This window comes from Acinetobacter sp. YH12235, assembly GCF_013417705.1.
Classification (GTDB): domain Bacteria; phylum Pseudomonadota; class Gammaproteobacteria; order Pseudomonadales; family Moraxellaceae; genus Acinetobacter.
Genome location: NZ_VPDL01000011.1, coordinates 28,116 through 47,253, shown reverse-complemented (window position 1 = coordinate 47,253; position 19,138 = coordinate 28,116). Strand labels below are relative to the sequence as shown.

Sequence of the window (19,138 nt, the reverse complement as noted above, 5' to 3'; positions counted from 1 at the left end):
ATCTAAAATCATGAGAAAAAGATAGAAAAGCACTTAGTCAGTTTCGGAGTATTATTTAAAACGTGGAGATGTTTTTCCTATGTTGATTAGTCAATTTATTTACGAATGAGGTATAAAGTTTTATCTAATTTTTCTTTTTATCCAATTTAAAATTAGGTGCGTACACGGCCTCAACTTTCAATAAAGTATAAAAGGTGTTTGTGTAGGCAATACCCTTACTTTTGATAAGCCAAAAGAAAGCAAAAGCCTTTGTTACCCATACATAACATCCCTATTATGATGGATAACGTGTGGCATCCCTGCCACACTCGTGTATCCAAACGTTGCTTAAATTAAACTATGTAATAGTGGCGACATAAAGGTGCTCTTATCGCTATATATTAAAAACTTAGTGGAACACTGTTTCTAAAGCTTTTAAACCCACTTTGGGATCAAGTAGACCGTTGTAAATTTCAGGGATTTCACGTTCCACCCCAAAAAATTCATAAATGGCAAGCATCGCCCCACGAACTGAATATTCCACAGTAAAGACCACGTCATCTTCAATTTCCACAAACTGTCCAAGGAAAGCAAAGTTTTGTGAGCCTTGTGGAATTACCTGTGGACGATCCCCCGGTTTACGGCAGGCGAATAGGGCAGAGGCGTATGGCATCATGGCGGTAGTAACATCAGTCGTTGCCAAAACATGATCTAAAATGTCGTCAAAACCGAGCTGTTTAATCAGTTCTGTTAGGATTTCTTGCCCCGTGGCTTCGGACATTGGTTTTTTGATGTAATCGCCTATATGGTCAATTTGGAAACCGTAGCCCCATAAGGTATATAAACCTTCAGGTAAGTCGGCAAAGTGTGGCTGTGCAGGAACCACGATGGATAAATGCCAACCCGACTCATACCAAGTCATGAGTGCGCCTGTGCCTGGTTCATTGCCTGTATAGTCAATAATACGTTTAAGTAGCACGTCATCTTTCATGGTCAGAGTGAAAGACTCCCACTTATGTTCATCGACATTGCCATAAAAAGTCATTGGACGGCCAAAGTCTGGGGCTTTTTGTGCCAGCGTTTCCCAAAGCGTCCAGCCATGATCTTCTCGATGACGAATAAGGGCAGGCACGTCATGATTACCGCCATAACGTGAGTCTGCTGTAATAGAGCCTAAAGTGAAAATAGCTAAATCATTGGCTTTCAGATTAATTTGCTCTGAGCCTTCAGGCAATTGTACATATAGGCGTGAAGCGTAGCGTTCTTGAGTTTCAGCATTGGTAATGAAGTCTGCATCTGTGACATAGTGTCCAAAACGCACATCGACGCCTTGTGCGACTAACCAACGCTGTAGGGGCAGAATCATCGAGTCATATTGGTTGTACTTGGTACGTTTCACACCCGCTAAGGTATGAATGCGTGGCAATTCTTGAATAAAACGCAAGAAATAGCGTCTTAACTCTGCTGCACTGTGCCATTTTTGAAAAGCGAAAGTCGTGCGCCACATGCGCCAGAAATTGGTTTCAAAAAAGGTTTCATCAAAAAACTCATCAATGCGGCGACTGCCAATTTTTTCTTCTTTTGAAGCTAATAGGCGCAGCATCTGTGCACGATGTAGCGTATTCAGACCAAGCTTTGCTGCATCCGCAATGACATGTTCGGCATCAATCAACCGTGCATTGGCGTGGGTTTTCACTTTTTCATTAAACTCACGACATTCTTCACGCACCGAAATGTCTGGATTTTCCAAAGATGGAATACTGGAAAATAAGTCCCATAGGCACAAATAAGTTTCATCGGTCAGCATTCGCCCACCACGTGTTACCCAAGCTTGCGCGGCATGCGGTGTATGTCCACCATCCATCGAACCACCTGAAATATCGAGTTCTTCTAAAATATGGATATTTTTGGCAGGGACTTTGGCATCACGGATTGCAAATGCAGCAGCAGCCATACCTGCGATACCACCACCAATAATCCAAAGATGGGACTGTTGCGCGTCTAATGGGGTGCGCTTCTTATTTTGCATGGTTCACCTTTAATTATGATGTTAAAAATTATGAAGTAAAAAAATTGGTTTAGAAAAACCTTAAAAATAGTATGTCTTTTTATATATGAAAAATGTATGAAATGGGAAGCAATCCCCTCATTATATTTTGTAATCAAAAATAGACGTATGATGGCTATTTTTAATACACATTTGTCTTTTTATTAAAATTGAATATGATCTAAATAATTGATGTTAATGTTTATTGTTGAGTAATTGCTCTATTGTTGTTTTCACTATGCCGTATGCTAAATTTCTTTAAAAATAGGCTTTTTATTTATCATTAAAAAATATCTTTGTACACGACAAAAAAAGATAACTCATTGAAATAATGGCATAATACTTGTTTTCTGACGACGAATATGATGACACATTTCAATGAGTTACATCTCATCTTAAACAAATATCTAAAGTGGAACAAGTCACATGCAAAATGTTTTACACTGATTATGCTTGCATTAATTGTAAAACAGACATGTAATCTTTCTTCTGCATCTAAAGCCTTACCCATCAAGTGCTTACCACAATCATTTTATCGACGTATACAACAACGCTTCTTTGCAGATCAGTATTTCGATTATCGTCAAATTTCTCAGTTAATTTTCAATATATTTTCATTCGATAAAGTCCAATTAACTTTGGATAGAACTAATTGGAAATGGGGAAAACGAGATATTAATATCTTGATGTTAGCCATCGTCTATCGTGGAATAGTGATACCTATTGTTTGGACATTGCTCAATAAACGTGGAAATTCAGATACAAAAGAGCATATTGCTTTGATTCAACGCTTTATCTCCATTTTTGGTAAAGATCGTATTGTGAATGTGTTTGCAGACAGAGAATTTATCGGTGAGAAATGGTTTACATGGTTAATTGAAAATGACATTAACTTCTGTATACGTGTTAAAAAAACTTTATGGTGACCAATCACTTAGCCAAGAATCATAAAATTAGTGATTTATTTCGTCATCTTCAAGTTGGTCAAACTGAATGTCGTAAACGACGTATTTGGGTTGGTCGAGTGAAACTGTATATTAGTGCGCTACGATTAGAAGATGGAGAGCTTTTACTAGTTGTTTCTCCTATGTTTAATGCTTCTGCTATTCGTGATTATGCATTACGCTGGGAAATCGAAACGTTATTTAGTTGTCTCAAAGGACGTGGATTCAATCTTGAAAATACTCGTTTAACAGACCCTAGACGAGTCAAGAAATTGATAGCAGTGCTAGCTATCGGTTTCTGTTGGTGCTATTTAACAGGTGAATGGCAACATGATCGGAAAAAAGCGATAAAAATAAAGAAGCATGGACGACTTTCAGTAAGTTTATTTCGCTACGGTTTGGACTATGTTCAAATGGCTATTCTACGTTTGATTGGTTTTGGAAAAAAAGAAGAATTTAAGAAAGTGCTAGCAATTTTAAGAAAGAAAAGCCTGATAGGACAAGGATCCTATGAAATTTGTCGTGTACAGAGAAAACACTCTTAGATTAAGCATATGAATGTTGGTTATTATTGTTGATTATCACAATAAATTAGTGACCAAAAATCAAAGTACCCTACCCCACCTTAAATTACGTCACACAAAATTAAAACTCTATATAACTGTTATATATAGAGTTTATTAACATACCAATTATGTAATTTAGTGTATTTTATGTCGGTGACTCTTGCCAAGGTTGGGGTCGCGAGTTCGAGTCTCGTTTCCCGCTCCAGATTCAAAAAGCCCTGATCGAAAGATTGGGGCTTTTTTTATTGCTATTCTCAATAATTCAATATTCTGATTAAGCCTGCTTTTTTCTCAAATTAAGAAAATTTCCTTAAATTTTGAACCCATAGAACCTTGGTTCAATTTATCCTTTTTAAAGAAGCCTTAACGAAATTATTGCACTTCATACAGGTTGAGGCTTCTAATTCATCCAAGCAATTAATGATAAAAAACCATAAAAAAAGCCCATTTGAGGGGAAATGGGCTTTTGTAAACATCAATGTTAACGCTCTAATATGACAATCTGGTTAAATTTCATATCTATAGATTAAAATTTTTTGAGATCCCATTAGATTCCCAATAGTTGCTTACACCATGGAATTGAAATATCCCGAGTTAAAGGGGCTAAAGGCAGGTCTGGATGATTGAGATCAACCCATTGCATTTCCGCAAGTTCAGCCTGAACCTGTGGCTGACTTTTTAACTTAACCTGATACAAATAACTGACCAGCGAATGATTCAATTCGTTCGCAGCCACGGTTTCATATTTGCCAATATAAGACAGTATTTCCATCTCACAGCCTGTCTCTTCCAGAACTTCCCTAGAAAGTGCAGCTTCAGGCAATTCATTGGGTTCCAGCTTTCCGCCCACATGCATAAAGAAATCGGTATCTTTTTTACGAACCAACAAAATCTGATTCTGTTCATTCAGAATGATAGCCGCAGCAATCGTAATCACTTTATTACTCATACCGATTCTACTACCTTTACGCTTTTATTCCATTTCGGTTCAGGCGCATGATAATGCTCCAAAGCATCCAAAACTTCCTCAATTGAACTTGAGGAAATCAAGGCATCGGTAAAACGTGACTGGGTAAATCCAGCCTCAGTCGTTTTCATCAAGAAATTCAGCAATTCATCATAAAATCCATGGATATTTAAAAATGCACAAGGTTTCTGATGAAGACCCAATTGCCCCCAGGTCAACTGCTCAAAAATTTCTTCTAAAGTCCCCACCCCGCCCGGCAAAGCAATAAATGCATCCGCCAGATCAGACATTTTTGTCTTACGTTCATGCATATTTTTCACCACATGCAGCTCTGTTAACAGCGGATGGGCCAATTCTGCATCGACCAGATTTTGTGGAATTACTCCAATGACTGTTCCACCAGCATGTAATGCACTATCAGCCACAACACCCATCAGTCCAGCTCGGCCGCCACCATAAACCAGCGTGATTCCCCGTTTCGCAATAGACTCACCCAAAGCTTGGGCCTGCTCTTTAAAATTTTCGCTATTCCCCATAGCTGAACCACAAAAGACTGCAATAGATTTCATTTTTTATCCCCTCATCGATCAACATATTCTAACTGCATTAAAATAAAAAAAATTGTCTTAAAAACAAGCAAAATAGCCATAATCGGCTAATTTATCGAAGCGCATGATTCAGAATAAATTCTCACTTCTACAGAAAAATACGGATAATTTTCAGTCAGATTTGTACGCATTGACTTACATCGATTCCAGTTCTTTGCAGCTATCCCAGATAGTAGAATTTTCCTATGATACTTACATCAGGAACAGGAAGTTCCATATAACAATGACAATAGATAAGCACAAGGATTGTAAGGTACGACAGGAGTTATACCGAGCTAACCAATACGAAAAACCCCGGCAGGATGCCGGGGTTTTTTATTAATTTTTATTTAGTCAATCAGGCTGCCAATGACCTGAGATTTTATATTTGGCTATTTTTTGAATAGGACTACTGATCTCAAATGGATCAGACAGCAGGATTTGACAAATGCAAGCCAATCCACAAGGATAAGTGAATAAAAATAATCATGAGTAGAACAATATGTCCCATCCGCTTTCCAGCCTTGAATATCAACCTGATATTCTGGGTGAAGGTTATGAACAGGCCACTTTAGAATTCCCGCCAGATACTGAAGGCACAGTAGTTGCCACACTGATCCGCAAAAAGGCAGACCAACCGACCTCTAAAGCTGTCCTCTATATTCACGGCTTTATTGATTATTTTTTCCAGACTGAAATGGCAGAGCGTTTTAATCAGCAAGGTTTTGATTTTTATGCACTGGATTTACGTAAATACGGCCGATCCTATCTGTCCCATCAGAAACTTTATAATGTCTATCATCTTTCAGAATATGATGCAGAAATCAGCCAGGCTCTTGAAATTATTGGACAGGAAGGCCATGACACGGTTTTACTCAGTGGCCATTCTACTGGCGGGCTAATTACTACCCTGTATGCAGCACATCATCCGGATCATCCCTTAATTAAAGGCTTATGGCTCAATAGCCCTTTTTATGACTTTAATATGACGCCTTTTGAGAAAAAGTTTCTGGTGCCTAAATTAAGCCGTCTGGGAAAACGTTTTCCGGAAATGCTATTTCCCAGCCGCTTAAATCGTCATTATGTGCCTAGTCTGCATATCAGCTATCAGGGGGAATGGCATTTTGATCTGGAATGGAAAAAACCTAGCTATCACTGGGTGCGTCTGAGTTTTGTACATGCCATTCACGAAGCACAAAAAGAAATTCATCAGGGTGTGCGTTTAAATATTCCAACTTTGCTGATGCATGCCCACAAAACCACTTATCCCCTACGTTTTAACCGTAATGCTCAAACCAGTGATGTGATTCTTCAGGTACGCGATATGATTGAACATGCGCAGAAAATCCAGGGCGATGTGCAACTCTGTTCGATTCAAAATGGGATACATGATCTGGTTCTTTCAGAAAAACCGGTTCGTGAGCAGGTCTATCAGCAGCTATTTCAATGGCTGGAAAATAAAGCCCTATAAGCCAGATGAATAAGATAGGTAGCAAGCTCTGCCTGTCTTATTTTTCAATAATTTTATTTATCTATTTCGCTTAGATATGAAATAAAAATATCAAGCTGATCAGTAATGCTTTTTACATATTAAAATCATGTCATTATAAAAATAAAATATTGAAATTTATAAAAATAATAAATTCCATTTTTATCCAAATGTTGCCTTTTGTAGCAAGCTTGTAAGTATTTATCCTGCGATTTTTTTCCCTCTCTATAGTAGAGCTGAGATGTTGAATCTGAGGGCTTTTGCAGGGCAGAAGTGGTTCGGCATTCATCAATAATAATCATATCAAGGAATAGAATTATGCGTTATGCAGATCCCAATACTGACGGTTCAAAAGTGCAATTTAAATCCCAATACGAAAACTTCATTGGCGGCAAATGGGTCCCACCCGTCAAAGGTGAATATTTTGATAATGTCTCCCCCGTAGATGGAAAAGCCTTTACCAAAGTTCCGCGCTCATCAGTGGAAGATATTGAACTGGCGCTGGATGCTGCTCATGCCGCCAAACAGCAATGGAATAACAGCTCCCCTACTACCCGTTCCAATATTTTATTAAAAATTGCCGATCGTCTTGAAGAAAATCTTGAGTTACTAGCAGTTGCAGAGACTTGGGATAATGGCAAGCCGATCCGAGAAACCCTGGCAGCCGATATTCCTTTAGCCATTGACCATTTCCGCTATTTTGCCGGCTGTATTCGCGCCCAGGAAGGCGGCATCTCGGAAATTGATGAAGACACTATTGCTTATCATTTTCATGAGCCATTGGGTGTCGTGGGTCAGATTATCCCGTGGAACTTCCCGATTCTGATGGCGGCTTGGAAACTGGCCCCAGCTCTCGCAGCCGGAAACTGTATTGTGCTGAAACCTGCTGAACAGACACCGGTGAGTATTTTAGTGCTGGTTGAACTGATTCAGGACCTGTTACCTGAAGGGGTGTTAAATATCGTGAATGGCTACGGCGTTGAAGTCGGCCGTCCACTGGCGACTAATCCACGCATTGCCAAGATTGCCTTTACCGGTTCTACCGCTGTGGGTCAGCTGATCATGCAATATGCCACCGAGAATATTATTCCAGTGACGCTGGAACTTGGAGGTAAATCTCCGAACCTGTTCTTTGCTGACATCATGGATCAGAAAGATGATTTCCTGGAAAAAGCCCTGGAAGGCTTTACCATGTTTGCTTTAAACCAGGGTGAAATCTGTACCTGCCCTTCACGTGCGCTGGTTCAGGAAAGTATTGCCGACCAATTCCTGGAACTTGCAGTAGAGCGAGTGAAAAAGATCAAGACTGGTCATCCCCTGGATACCGAGACCATGATCGGGGCTCAGGCTTCACAGGAACAGCAGGACAAGATTCTCGGCTGTATTGCAACAGGCCGTGAAGAAGGTGCGGAAATCTTGTTAGGCGGCAATGAACGTCAGGAAGTGGGACAAGGCTTTTATATCGAGCCAACAATTTTTAAAGGTTCCAATGACATGCGCACCTTTCAGGAAGAAATTTTTGGACCGGTATTGGCAGTGACGACTTTTAAAGACTTCGATGAAGCCATCAAAATTGCCAATGATACGATTTATGGACTCGGTGCTGGTGTCTGGTCACGTTCAGCACATACCTCTTACCGCGCTGGTCGTGCGATTCAGGCCGGTCGGGTCTGGACCAACTGCTATCATATCTACCCGGCTCATGCAGCCTTTGGTGGATATAAAAAATCCGGGATTGGCCGTGAAAACCATCGCATGATGCTGGATCATTATCAGCAAACCAAAAACCTGTTAGTGAGTTATTCAACCAAACCAGCAGGTTTCTTCTAAACTGATCTAAATTCGGGTGGACTTCGGTCCGCCTGATTCATTCATTATTTCAAACAGAATTTTAAACTGATTGGTAAAAAATTTATAAAGGGAAGAATGAGGAGGTATACGTATTTTTAGGAGCTGTATTAAACTAATAAATAAAACTGCATAAAAAATAAGAGATTATTTATAGTTATATTGATTTTAAATAAGTTTGTCATTTTTTATGCTTTCTGATCGTTTAAAAATCCAGCATAAAGCCTGTGCTTTCATTTAAAGTCGACTTTTCATGCTACGCAAGACTGTGTATAACAATGAACCCCTGAGGGAAAGCAATAAGCATAGGCAAAATTGCTTAAAAAGCGTTAGACTATGCAGTAATAATGTCATGATTCGGTCTGGTATAGATCAAAAAAGAAGGTGAAGGTTGATGCCGCTCAATACTGTTGAAGAGCTTGTAGCAGATATCCGTGCAGGAAAAATGGTCATCCTGATGGATGATGAAGACCGTGAAAATGAAGGCGATTTGGTGATTGCTGCCACACACGTACGTCCTGAAGATATCAACTTCATGATCACCCATGCACGTGGTCTGGTCTGCCTGACTTTAAGTAAAGAGCGTTGTCAGCAGTTGAATCTGCCGTTGATGGTAGATGCCAACGGTGCCCAGCATGGAACCAACTTCACCCTGTCGATTGAAGCGGCTGAAGGTATTTCTACCGGTATTTCTCCAGCTGAACGTGCCCATACAATTCAAACTGCTGTGGCTGCTCATGCCAAACCGGCAGATATTGTACAGCCGGGACATATCTTCCCGCTGATGGCGCAGCCAGGCGGTGTATTGCACCGTGCCGGACATACTGAGGCAGGTTGCGATCTTTCTCGTTTAGCAGGACTGGAACCAGCATCAGTCATTTGTGAAATCATCAATGAAGATGGCACCATGGCGCGCCGTCCGGATCTTGAAGTGTTTGCTGAAAAGCATGGCCTGAAAATCGGTACGATTGCCGATCTGATTCATTACCGTATGACCAATGAACAAACGGTTGAGCGTATCGATCAGCAAAGTATTGATACTGAATACGGCAGCTTTGACCTGTACCGCTATCGTGAACTGGGTAATCCGGATATCCATCTGGCCTTGGTCAAAGGTGAGCCTAAAGAGGGCGTGACCACAGTGCGTGTACATGGTTTTAACCCGACCCGCGACTTGCTCAAACTGAACAAGCAGGATGGCGAACCAGCTTGGAACCTGGACCGTGCCTTAAAAGAAATTTCCAAGAGTGAACGCGGTGTTCTGGTCTGGATTGGCCAGCGCCATTTACAGGACTTAGGCCCTGCCTTAGATGCACTTACAGCACCCAAAAATGTAAAATCTAATGCTGCCCTGTCTCAGCAGTATCAGACCATTGGGGTCGGCGCACAAATTTTACGTGACCTCGGCGTGGAAAAAATGAAGCTGCTCAGCTCTCCATTACGTTTCAATGCCCTGTCCGGCTTTAACTTAGAAGTGGTGGAATACATCACCGCACAACAAACATCAGAGAAATAATCGAGGTTCCTATGGCAGTTCGCCGTATTGAAGGTATGTTGCATCTCGCGAACGAAGACCGTTATGCGATTTTAGTTGGTCGTTTTAATAGCTTTGTTGTTGAACATCTGTTAGAAGGTGCCATTGATACATTGAAACGCCATGGCGTATCAGAGGATAATATCACTGTTGTTCATGCACCTGGTGCTTGGGAACTTCCTGTAGTTGCGAAAAAACTGGCAGCTTCAGATCGTTTCGATGCCATCATCGCGCTGGGCGCTGTGATTCGTGGCAGCACGCCTCACTTCGATTTTGTAGCTGGTGTATGTGCCAAAGGTTTGGGCGTGGTTGGCCTAGACACTGGCTTACCAGTGATTAATGGTGTATTGACTACGGATAGTATCGAACAGGCGATTGAACGCTCGGGTACAAAAGCAGGTAATAAAGGTAGTGAAGCTGCCTTGACTGCTATTGAAATGGTTAACTTGTTAAAGGCTATTTAACGCTATGTCGCAAACACTTCAAGCAACTTATGCAGCAAAACGTAAAGCACGTCGCTTTGCTGTACAAGGAATTTATGAATGGCAGATGAGCCACAATCCGGTGCATGAGATTGAAGCACGTACTCGTGTGGACAATGCCATGCACAAAGTGGATCTCAGCTATTATCATGAATTGTTGACTCAAGTGGTTGCCAATCATGAAGCATTGGATGCTTTGCTTATCCCTGTGCTGGATCGTGAACTTTCTGCACTTGATGGTGTAGAACTCGCTACACTTCGCCTAGGCGCCTATGAACTCAAAGAACATCTTGAGATTCCATACCGCGTGGTTCTGGATGAAGCAATTGAGTTAGCTAAACACTTTGGCGGTGCAGACAGCCATAAATACATCAATGGTGTATTGGACCGTTTAGCAACAACTTTACGTGCAGCAGAAAAACAGCAAGCCAACTAATCTAGTCGAATTGTTATATGGCTGAGTTTTCGATTATCGATACCTATTTCAATCGTCAGAATAAAAATTCTGTCGATTTAGGCATTGGCGATGACTCAGCCTTGCTCACCCCTCCTCCACAGCAACAACTGGTCATCTGTGCCGACACCCTCGTTGCTGGACGTCATTTTCCTTTAGACACCGATCCTCATGCGATTGGCTGGAAATCTGTCGCTGTTAATCTTTCTGATATTGCAGCCATGGGCGCGACCCCGCATAGCATTTTACTTGCCTTGAGCCTACCCCAAATTGATCATGACTGGCTAAAAGCTTTTAGTCAGGGTCTCTATGATTGCTGCGATCAATTTGGTGTGAGTTTAATTGGTGGTGATACCACACAAAGCCCTCATTTGACCTTATCTGTGACTGCGCTGGGTTGGGTAGAGATTGGTAAAGCTGTACCCCGTTCAGGTGCCAAGCCTGGTGATCTGATTTGTGTATCCGGTACAGTGGGTGATGCTGCTTTTGCTTTAAATCATCTCGGTCACCCATTACAGCAACGTTTGGATTATCCAACCCCACGCTGTCAGTTGGGTACTGCCTTAAAAGGCCTAGCTAATAGCATGATTGATGTTTCAGACGGTCTGGCACAAGATTTAGGACATATTCTTAAGGCATCAGGTATAGGTGCAAAGCTAGCGCTTGAAAACTTACCCATCAGTCCTGCCCTGCAGGCATTAAATGATGAACAGCGTTGGCAATACGCCCTCGCGGGTGGTGATGACTACGAGTTATGCTTTACAATAAACCCGCAAAATTATGAAAAATTATTGCAAAAACAGCTGGATGTTTCGATTAGTATAATTGGCTCCATTCAGCAGCAACACGGTTTAACTTTTGAAAAAGATGGCGTAGATCATTCACTTCAATTTAACGGATATCAACATTTTGCATAAACCTGCGATCAATTTTAAAAGCATGTCATGGACCAACCGGCTCATTGTCTTTAGTGGGGTAGGATTTGGTTCTGGTCTGACACCTAAAGCGCCCGGAACTTTTGGTTCAGCTTTTGCACTCTTATTTGTACCCATCTGGCTCTACTTAGGTTTTCTAAACAGTCTTTTTGCCATTGTCATCATGTCCCTGATTGGCATATATATCTGTGGCCAAACTGCCAAGGTCATGGGTGTACATGATGATGGACGCATTGTCTGGGATGAGTTTGCAGGACAATCCATCACCTTTTTGCCACTGATCTATTTAGGTCAGATGAACTGGTTATGGCTACTCATTGGCTTTGCCCTGTTCCGATTATTTGATGTCTGGAAACCTTGGCCGATTCGAGTCATTGACCGTCAGGTTGGGGGTGGTTTTGGCATCATGCTGGATGACATTATCGCTGGCCTCTGGGCAGCACTTTGTATTTGGATTTATTTTTACTTCACGATGGCTTAAGCCATATCTAGGATTAGAACATGTCTACGACTGTGATTATTCTTGCTGCAGGTAAAGGAACCCGTATGCGTTCCAACTTACCGAAAGTATTACAACCGCTTGCAGGACGACCTTTACTCGGCCATGTGGTCGACACAGCAAAAAAACTCAATGCAGACAATATTATTACCATTTATGGTCATGGCGGTGAGCAGGTTCAGTCCGCATTTGCAGACCAGGATATCCGGTGGGTAGAGCAGGCTGAACAGCTTGGTACCGGTCATGCCGTACAAATGACACTACCTGTTTTGCCTAAAGATGGTATTTCACTAATCCTGTCGGGTGATGTCCCTTGTATTAGCCAGCAGACGCTTCAGAATCTGCTTGATGCTACTCAAGAGCAAGGCATTGGCTTGGTGACATTAACCCTTGCTGATGCCAGTGGTTATGGTCGTATTGTGCGTAAAGATGGGCAGATTCAAGCCATTGTTGAACATAAAGATGCTTCTGAAGAACAGCGCCAAATTAAAGAAATTAATACCGGTATTTATGCGGTCAGTAATACCAAATTACATGAATGGCTTCCACGTTTAAGCAATGACAATGCACAAGGTGAATATTACCTGACCGATATCGTGGCAATGGCCTTAGCAGATGGTATGAGTGTTGCATCTGTAGAACCTGAGCTGGCTTTTGAAGTGGAAGGCGTTAATGACCGTGTACAACTGGCAGCTTTAGAACGTCAGTTCCAGGCTTATCAGGCAAAACAGCTGATGCAGCAAGGCGTCCATCTCATTGACCCAAGCCGTTTTGACTTACGTGGTCAACTCACTGTTGGTAAAGATGTGCGGATCGATATCAATGTCATTATCGAAGGTGAGTGCGAACTCGGTGATAATGTTGAAATTGGTACAGGCTGCGTAATTAAAAATACCAAGATTGCTGCAGGTACTAAAGTTCAGCCATATAGCATCTTTGATCAGGCAATTGTGGGTGAAGAAGCACAGATTGGTCCATTTGCACGCTTGCGTCCAGGGGCAAAACTGGCAGCTGAAGTCCATATTGGCAACTTTGTTGAAGTGAAAAATTCTAGTATTGGTCTAGGCTCCAAAGCGAATCACTTCACTTACTTAGGTGATGCTGAAGTTGGAAGCGGTTCCAATATTGGTGCAGGAACAATTACCTGCAACTATGACGGTGCCAACAAATTTAAGACCATCATTGGGGATCATGCTTTTATTGGTTCTAACAGCTCTCTGGTTGCACCGGTCCAGATCGGTAATGGCGCGACAGTGGGAGCGGGTTCAACGATTACCCGTGATGTGGCAGAGAACAGTTTAGCGGTAGAACGTTCCAAGCAATTTGCCAAAGAAAACTATCAGCGTCCGCAAAAAATCAAGAAATAAGAGGAAGTTAGTATGTGTGGTATCGTCGGTGGCATCGCGGAACGTAATATCAGCAATATCTTAATTGAAGGCCTAAAACGTCTTGAATACCGTGGCTATGACTCTGCGGGTCTGGCCTTAATCAATAATAGCCAGGTGCTACGTGAGCGCCGTGTGGGTAAAGTCGCGAATCTTGAGCAAGCTGTGAATGAATCACAGATTAATGGTTCATTAGGCATTGCGCATACACGCTGGGCAACTCATGGTAAACCGACTGAAAACAATGCTCATCCCCATATTTCGGGTAATGTTGCTGTGGTTCATAACGGGATTATTGAAAACTACCAGGAGCTGAAAGATGATCTTGAAGCTTTAGGCTATGTATTCACTTCACAAACTGATACTGAAGTGGTTGCCCATCTGGTCAACGATGCACTGAAATCTACCCCTAGCCTGCTTGAAGCAGTACGTCAGGTCGTACCACAGCTGAAAGGTGCTTATGCGCTCGGGATCGTACATACAGATCATCCAGATGAACTGATTACCGTACGTGAAGGTTCACCACTGGTCATCGGTGTCGGTATTGGCGAGAACTTTATCAGTTCTGACCAATTGGCTTTATTACCAATCACGAATCGCTTTATCTATCTTGAAGAAGGTGATATTGCACGTCTGACCCGTACTACCATTGAAGTATTTGTGGATGGTCAACTGGTAGATCGCCCAGTCAAAGAACTGGATGCCACCGTGAGCAATGCTTCTAAGGGTGAATATAAGCACTACATGCTCAAAGAAATCTATGAGCAACCTGAAGCCCTAAAACAGACTATTTCACAAGCCTTGAATGACAATACCTTGCGTGAAGATTTTCTGGTAAATGCTGAACAGGATTTTTCAACAATCCAGCAAATCCAGATTATTGCCTGTGGTACCAGTTACCATGCCGGCATGATTGCCAAATACTGGTTTGAACAGCTGATTGATCTGCCTTGTCAGGTCGAGATTGCCAGTGAATTCCGCTACCGTACGCCAGTGATTGTCAATAATACACTCTATGTGTGTATTTCTCAGTCAGGTGAAACAGCCGATACCTTAGCTGCTCTGCGTGATACCCAAAAACGTGCTACATCAAAAGGTGTAAATATTACGACGATGACGATTTGTAATGTTGCAACTTCTTCAATGGTACGTGAAACAGATTACAGCCTGCTGACTTTAGCGGGTCCTGAAATTGGTGTGGCTTCGACCAAAGCCTTTACCACCCAGCTCGCAGCTTTGATGTTACTGGTACTGAAAATCGGTACAGTGAAAAATGCCATTTCAGCTGAACAGATGACTGAGATCACGACTGGACTATGGCATATGCCTAAGGTACTGCTAGATACTTTAAGTCATGATGATGAAATTCTGCGTCTCTCTGAACTCTTTGTAGAGAAACAGCATTGTCTGTTCCTAGGCCGTGGTACACACTTCCCGATCGCACTGGAAGGTGCACTAAAGTTGAAAGAAATTTCTTATATTCATGCAGAAGGTTATGCGGCGGGTGAGCTGAAGCACGGTCCATTGGCACTGGTGGATAATGACATGCCAGTAGTAATTCTAGCACCGCAAGATGACATGCTGGATAAACTGAAATCCAATATGGAAGAAGTTCAGGCACGTGGTGGTGAATTATTTGTCTTCGCTGATGAAAATAGCGGCATTAAAGCCAAAGAGCGCCAGCATGTCGTGCATATTCCTGAAGTAAACGCTGTTTTAGCGCCAATTGTTTATTGTATTCCAGTACAGCTACTGTCTTACCATGTGGCAGTCCTGCGTGGTACTGATGTTGACCAGCCACGTAATCTGGCAAAATCAGTAACAGTTGAATAATTCATAAAATTAGCCTGTTATATGAGGATATTGACTACTCTCATATAACAGGTTAACTATATATTTCTTAAATTCTGAATAAATAGTTTAATCTTTAATATCCATATAGAATTTGATTTAAATGAATTCTTAACTGTCCTATTTAAAGGGACTTCAATAAATTTATTTACATAGTATCCAATAAAAATACAGATCACATATAAAAATAAAGCAAAATTAAGATTCTGAAAAAAGTAATAGCTTATATATAACTTTGTTCCTATAACCAGTATGAATGGGTGACTCAGATAAATAGAATAAGACGTGTTCCCTAATCTATCTAAAATATTTACAAATTTATGATAATGGTTTTAAAAAAGCTTTCCAAACCAATCACACCAACCACACATAAAAAGGCTGGCACTCCTCTGTCCAAAGCACGACCAAATCCAGTTTCAAACACATTAAATATATTCTGAAAGAAAATAAATGCAGTTCCCAATAGAATCAGAATAATATTCAGCACAAAGTTTAAATTGCATTCTATATAAATGAGATATGCACAAATACCCAAGGCATACTCTAAAAGAATCACATTAAAAAAGAATACTTTATCTAAATTTAATACCAATATTCCTACAGCAGGTAAAAAAGTCAATACTGCTATTAATGCAATATAATTTATCTTATTTCTAAAAAAATAGAGAGATAAAGCAAAAATGATATAGAAATAAACATCATAGCTTAGGGTCCAGCCATTTTGAACAAGGAACTTATGCTCCCCTGGAATTAATAAATAAGAAGCTATAATATTGGTATATCCACCACTCATATTAATAAGGTCGGGGTTATATAAAAAAATACAAAGAGCCACAGTGGTAAAAAACCAATACAGAGGCAATATTCTTTGCATACGCCCTTTTAAAAATTTTACAGGGGTTATATTTTTTTTAGCTGTCGTTAAACAGATAATGAACCCGGACATCACAAAGAAAATATCTACACCTGGCCCTCTAAATCGATACCACTCTAAAGACAGGATATTATACTGATGAACTTTATTTTCTATATGACTGAGCAAGACAAAACTTGCAGCAATAAATCTCAATATATTAATTGAATATAATTTATTATTAGACATATTTTTCGTCCTTATAATTTTTCTAATACAATACTTTATTTTTCAAATGAAACATTATTTTAATATTATGTAACCAGCTGAATGGTAAAAATCTTTATTTGGGTTAGAATATATTCTTCAATTGTACTCTTAAATAATAAATTATGAAAAAACTTTCTTGTTTCAAAGCTTATGATATTCGCGGCAAGTTAGGTACCGAATTAAATGAAGATATCGCCTACCGCATTGGTCGTGCCTATGGACAGATTTATCAACCCAAAACCGTTGTAGTTGGCTGTGATGTACGCCTTAGCAGTGAAGACTTAAAACAGGCGACTATTCGTGGTTTAAATGATGCAGGTGTTGATGTCCTCGATTTGGGCATGACCGGCACTGAAGAAGTTTACTTTGGTGCATTTCATCTGGATGTTCAGGGTGGCATTGAAATTACTGCCAGTCATAACCCGATGGATTATAATGGAATGAAACTGGTCCGTGAAAATTCCCGTCCAATTAGCGCAGATACCGGCCTTAAAGATATTCAGGCACTGGCTGAAAATAATGAATTCGCTGAAGTTACAAGTAAGGGGACGACAAAAAAATATAATATCCTGCCTGAATTTGTTGATCACCTGATGAGTTATATTGATCCAGCAAAAATCCGACCAATGAAGCTGGTGGTGAATGCGGGTAATGGTGCAGCAGGTCACGTGATTGATGCAATTGAGATTAAATTTAAAGAACTCAATATTCCAGTCGAATTTATTAAGATTCATCATGAGGCAGATGGTAATTTCCCGAATGGCATTCCTAACCCGATTCTGATTGAAAATCGTGCCAGTACACGTGATGCTGTAATTAAACATTCAGCTGACATGGGCATTGCTTGGGATGGGGATTTTGACCGTTGTTTTCTGTTTGATGAAAAAGGTCAGTTTATTGAAGGCTATTATATTGTCGGTCTACTGGCACAGGCTTTCTTGCTAAAACAAGCTGGCGAAAAAATTGTGCATGATCCACGTCTGGTCTGGAATACTTTCGATATTGTCGAACAATATCAAGGAACAGCTATTCAGTCGAAATCAGGGCATGCTTTTATTAAGGATGTCATGCGTGAGCACAACGCGGCCTATGGTGGTGAAATGAGTGCTCATCACTATTTCCGTGACTTCGCTTATTGTGATAGTGGCATGATTCCATGGTTGCTTGCCATCGCGGTTTTATCTGAAACCGGAAAATCACTATCTTCCCTTGTTGAAGAGATGATTGCCAAATTCCCTTGTTCGGGTGAAATCAACTTTAAAGTCGCAGATACTCAGGCGACGATCCAAAAAATCTTTGATCATTATGCCGACCAGCAACCTGAAATCGATCAGACAGATGGTGTCAGTCTGAACTTTGGCGCGTGGCGCTTTAACGTTCGTGCTTCCAATACTGAACCTTTGTTACGTTTAAATATTGAAAGCCGTCGTGACCAGAACCCTCGTCCAATGCAGGCTTATGTAGATGAACTCACTCAGTTAATTCAGGGATAATTCTACGTATTAGAAAAAACTTTAGAAAAGTCCCCCTTCAGATTAGATGAACTGTCCATTTTGAAGAGGGCTTTTTATTATGAATATTGAAAATATTGTTTGAGCAGATCTATATCGATATTTGCCTTCACTTTTCTGGCAAATAACATGCCTGATTGCTTCATCTTATCAAAATCAGACTCATCTAAAATTTTGGGATAATCTGGTCCTGACATCCAGTCGATATATCTTAATCCCCCTTCAGATACTTGTTCCTCATCTTCTGGATGGTAAATTCTTTCCTGTAAATATGAATTCTGAATAATGGTATGGAAATAAACTTCATCGGCACACAGTGATTTTCTAAAGGCTAAATCATAGCCTTTATTATTTTTTATAAAGTCTAAAATATATTGAACCGCCTGATAGCTTAATATAAACCATAAAGATCCTTTATATAGTTTTGGCAATCCTTCTATATTTTGAGTATAGAAACCAAGTCTATGTAAAAGAATAATTAGTTTGCATTTAATTTTCTCTGAAATTGATTTTTCTTTAATAAAAAAGAAATCTGGGTATAAATATTTAATCCGGCTTCTCGGATTTGCTTGAAGTTCATAACCGATATATTCCTGATCACTGCTTAAAAGATATTTTTCTATACTTTCAATAGGCATTAAAGGAATATCATCACCAGACAATAAAGAAAAATACCTGTAATCAAATTGGTTAGCATAATTTAAAAGTTTTAGAGTGGCCTCAATTTGAGTATAGCCACCCCAATCTACATCCACTCTTTCTTTCAAAAATTCTATTTGTGAGCTGCTTGGTAACGATTTTTTTATATGATCAAGATCTGATTTTTTATCTACATGAATTAAAATTTTACTATGAGGACTTTTAATCAGCTCATTTACAAGATAAACAAGTGGATTAGTCAATTGATGACACATAATCCCATAAATAAAATTCATAT

15 protein-coding genes and 1 pseudogene are annotated in these 19,138 nt (G+C 40.4%); 11 read left to right on the top strand and 5 right to left on the bottom strand.

Features of this window, described 5'->3' with window-relative positions; translation table 11 throughout:
- Window positions 1-388: 388 nt before the first annotated feature.
- The gene (locus FTV13_RS07530) at window positions 389-2,008 is read right to left on the bottom strand and encodes an oleate hydratase (protein ID WP_004883953.1); all 1,620 of its coding nucleotides are present in this window, start codon (window positions 2,006-2,008) and stop codon (window positions 389-391) included.
- A 383-nt stretch (window positions 2,009-2,391) separates the two neighbouring features.
- Here FTV13_RS07530 and FTV13_RS07525 point away from each other — a divergent pair.
- Window positions 2,392-3,484: pseudogene (locus tag FTV13_RS07525) on the top strand (IS4 family transposase).
- A gap of 599 nt (window positions 3,485-4,083) precedes the next feature.
- Here the strand turns inward: FTV13_RS07525 and FTV13_RS07520 are convergent.
- The gene (locus tag FTV13_RS07520; protein WP_034170792.1) at window positions 4,084-4,485 is read right to left on the bottom strand and encodes an NUDIX domain-containing protein; all 402 of its coding nucleotides are present in this window, start codon (window positions 4,483-4,485) and stop codon (window positions 4,084-4,086) included.
- On the bottom strand, window positions 4,482-5,072 hold the full coding sequence (locus FTV13_RS07515; protein WP_159123826.1) for a TIGR00730 family Rossman fold protein: 591 nt from the start codon (window positions 5,070-5,072) through the stop codon (window positions 4,482-4,484). Before FTV13_RS07515 ends, FTV13_RS07520 begins: the two co-directional genes overlap by 4 nt.
- Window positions 5,073-5,592: 520 nt before the next feature.
- Between FTV13_RS07515 and FTV13_RS07510 the strand changes: the two genes are divergently transcribed.
- The 9 genes from FTV13_RS07510 (at window position 5,593) to glmS (ending at window position 15,549) form a co-directional block, all read left to right on the top strand.
- Window positions 5,593-6,561: an alpha/beta hydrolase gene (locus tag FTV13_RS07510; RefSeq protein ID WP_166135105.1), complete on the top strand. Its 969-nt coding sequence runs from the start codon at window positions 5,593-5,595 to the stop codon at window positions 6,559-6,561.
- A 336-nt stretch (window positions 6,562-6,897) separates the two neighbouring features.
- Entirely contained in the window at window positions 6,898-8,409 is a 1,512-nt protein-coding gene (locus FTV13_RS07505) for an aldehyde dehydrogenase family protein (protein WP_180011581.1), read from the top strand.
- A 412-nt stretch (window positions 8,410-8,821) separates the two neighbouring features.
- On the top strand, window positions 8,822-9,943 hold the full coding sequence (gene ribBA, locus FTV13_RS07500; RefSeq protein ID WP_180011579.1) for a bifunctional 3,4-dihydroxy-2-butanone-4-phosphate synthase/GTP cyclohydrolase II: 1,122 nt from the start codon (window positions 8,822-8,824) through the stop codon (window positions 9,941-9,943).
- An 11-nt stretch (window positions 9,944-9,954) separates the two neighbouring features.
- A complete protein-coding gene (ribE, locus tag FTV13_RS07495) occupies window positions 9,955-10,425 on the top strand; it encodes a 6,7-dimethyl-8-ribityllumazine synthase (protein ID WP_180011577.1) in 471 nt (156 codons plus the stop codon).
- 4 nt (window positions 10,426-10,429) lie between these two features.
- A complete protein-coding gene (nusB, locus tag FTV13_RS07490) occupies window positions 10,430-10,879 on the top strand; it encodes a transcription antitermination factor NusB (RefSeq protein ID WP_005233270.1) in 450 nt (149 codons plus the stop codon).
- 17 nt (window positions 10,880-10,896) lie between these two features.
- Complete coding sequence (thiL, locus tag FTV13_RS07485; RefSeq protein ID WP_180011575.1) at window positions 10,897-11,814, top strand: thiamine-phosphate kinase; 918 nt, start codon at window positions 10,897-10,899, stop codon at window positions 11,812-11,814.
- Window positions 11,815-11,836: 22 nt separating this feature from the next.
- On the top strand, window positions 11,837-12,313 hold the full coding sequence (locus FTV13_RS07480; RefSeq protein ID WP_180011637.1) for a phosphatidylglycerophosphatase A: 477 nt from the start codon (window positions 11,837-11,839) through the stop codon (window positions 12,311-12,313).
- A gap of 20 nt (window positions 12,314-12,333) precedes the next feature.
- The gene (gene glmU, locus FTV13_RS07475) at window positions 12,334-13,698 is read left to right on the top strand and encodes a bifunctional UDP-N-acetylglucosamine diphosphorylase/glucosamine-1-phosphate N-acetyltransferase GlmU (protein ID WP_180011573.1); all 1,365 of its coding nucleotides are present in this window, start codon (window positions 12,334-12,336) and stop codon (window positions 13,696-13,698) included.
- Between the two features lie 12 nt (window positions 13,699-13,710).
- Window positions 13,711-15,549, top strand: a complete 1,839-nt coding sequence (gene glmS, locus FTV13_RS07470) for a glutamine--fructose-6-phosphate transaminase (isomerizing) (protein ID WP_180011571.1) — start codon at window positions 13,711-13,713, stop codon at window positions 15,547-15,549.
- A 328-nt stretch (window positions 15,550-15,877) separates the two neighbouring features.
- On the opposite strand, the gene FTV13_RS07465 is transcribed toward glmS, so the two are convergent.
- Window positions 15,878-16,669 (bottom strand): acyltransferase, encoded by a 792-nt coding sequence (locus FTV13_RS07465; protein WP_180011569.1) that lies wholly within the window; start codon window positions 16,667-16,669, stop codon window positions 15,878-15,880.
- 143 nt (window positions 16,670-16,812) lie between these two features.
- On the opposite strand from FTV13_RS07465, the gene FTV13_RS07460 reads away from it, so the two are divergent.
- Window positions 16,813-18,183 (top strand): phosphomannomutase CpsG, encoded by a 1,371-nt coding sequence (locus FTV13_RS07460; RefSeq protein ID WP_180011567.1) that lies wholly within the window; start codon window positions 16,813-16,815, stop codon window positions 18,181-18,183.
- Window positions 18,184-18,260: 77 nt separating this feature from the next.
- On the opposite strand, the gene FTV13_RS07455 is transcribed toward FTV13_RS07460, so the two are convergent.
- On the bottom strand, window positions 18,261-19,136 hold the full coding sequence (locus FTV13_RS07455) for a beta-1,6-N-acetylglucosaminyltransferase (protein ID WP_180011565.1): 876 nt from the start codon (window positions 19,134-19,136) through the stop codon (window positions 18,261-18,263).
- Window positions 19,137-19,138 lie beyond the last annotated feature (2 nt).